The sequence below is a fragment of the Noviherbaspirillum denitrificans genome (genome assembly GCF_002211445.1).
Classification (GTDB): domain Bacteria; phylum Pseudomonadota; class Gammaproteobacteria; order Burkholderiales; family Burkholderiaceae_D; genus Noviherbaspirillum; species Noviherbaspirillum denitrificans.
In genome coordinates this window covers 856,573-858,146 of record NZ_LSTO01000001.1, presented here as the reverse complement: position 1 = coordinate 858,146, position 1,574 = coordinate 856,573, and the positions used below count along the sequence as shown (strand labels likewise).

At 60.1% G+C, this 1,574-nt stretch carries 2 protein-coding genes; both read right to left on the bottom strand.

Annotated features, from left to right (window positions below):
- Nucleotides 1–1,257: flagellar hook-associated protein FlgK (gene flgK / locus AYR66_RS04320; RefSeq protein ID WP_141104155.1), on the bottom strand; the 1,257-nt coding region annotated here is incomplete at its 3' end.
- Nucleotides 1,258–1,350: 93 nt separating this feature from the next.
- Nucleotides 1,351–1,574, bottom strand: a 224-nt coding sequence (locus tag AYR66_RS04315) for a glycoside hydrolase family 73 protein (RefSeq protein ID WP_170942270.1), incomplete at its 5' end; no start/stop codon positions are given.

Below are 1,574 nucleotides of genomic sequence, written 5' to 3'. Positions count from 1 at the left end.
GGTCGGACGGACCAGGTATTCGTCTCCGTTGTTGAAGGCCGCAGACGAGGCGAGAGTGATGCCGTCAATCGTTTGCGGGAATGCAGCAAACGTCGTCTGCTGGCCATCGGTCACGCGTGTCACCACATAATCTACGCCAACACCGCCGACACCATTGATGCGCTGGATGCGGTAATCGCTGGTCGTGAGCTGGCCGACATTGGAAATCGTTGCACTGACCGTCGCTGTGCCGGTATTGGCAGAACTGGCATTGACCACCGGCGTCGCGACGTTGAAGAATGCCGTGCCCATCAGGCCGTTCTGGTCCTGGCCGAGCTGGTGCTGCGCGTTGAAGGTCATTGCGAGGCCGATCGCGACGCGACCCAGGGCATTCTGGGCCGGGTCCAGCGAATTGTTCCGGAACTGCAGCAAGCCGCCGAGCCGGCCGCCGGTGAGGCCGCTTTCGGGCAGGAGACTAGTCGTTCCGTTCGAGGAATAGCCGACCTGGATCTTGCTGGCATCGGTGGGCGATGTCGCGGGAACCAGCTTGAACGCCTCGCCGCCCACGACCAGCGCCTGGCCGTTGCCGATGAACACGTTATAGCTGTTGTTCTGCTTGACGATCGTAACCTTGATTTCCTTGCTCAAGTCGGCAATCACCTGGTCGCGCTGGTCGAGCAGGTCGTTGGCCGGCTTGCCCTCGCCCGCCGTGCCCTGCGCCTTTTCGATCATGTCGTTCAGGGTGACGATCTTCTCGGCGTAGGAATTGATCTCCGCGATGCTGCTCGTGATCTGGCCGTTGGCGCCCTGGCGCAATTCGTCCAGGCGCGCACCAAGGCTCTGGAAACGCGCGGCCATTGCCTCGGCAGAAGACAGCATGGACTGGCGCGAGGCAGCAGTGTTCGGGTTGGCGGCGACATCCTGCAGGCCCTCGAAGAAATCCCGCATCACAGAAGACACACCAACGGTTTCGTCGGCCAGCATGTTATCGATCTGCTTGATCTGCGCGTAATAGGCGTCGACACCGCTGGACGAGGTCTGCGAGGTTAGCACCTGGCCATACACGAACTCGTTGAACACGCGGCGGATCGAGGAGACTTCGGTGCCCTTCCCGACAAAACCGACGCCGATGTCCTGCGGAAGCGAAGCGTTCTGCGACACCACCTGGCGGCTGTAGCCGGGCGTGTTGACATTGGCAATATTGTGGCCGGTCGTGGTCAAACCCGTCTGTGCGGCGTTGAGTGCACTTTGTCCGACACCGAGGATACTGGAGCCCATGGGAGTTCTTCTTTATCTGCCTATCGATAACACTGTCATCGGCACGCCAGCCGAAAAACTTGAGGCCGCGAGGCTATCGAAAATGTTGAATTGTCACGCCGACATTGTCTGCTTGATAATGCGGGTGAGCTTGGCCGCGTAGTGCGGATCCGTGGCGTATCCGGCACGCTGCAAGCCCTGCGCGAATCCTTCGGCGCTTGTCGCGTTTGCCAGCACGTTTTCGTAACGGGGATTGTTACGCAATAGCTTTGCATAATCGCGGAAGGCGTCGGCATAGGAGTCATACGCGCGGAACTTCTCGACCTTCGTCTGCGGTG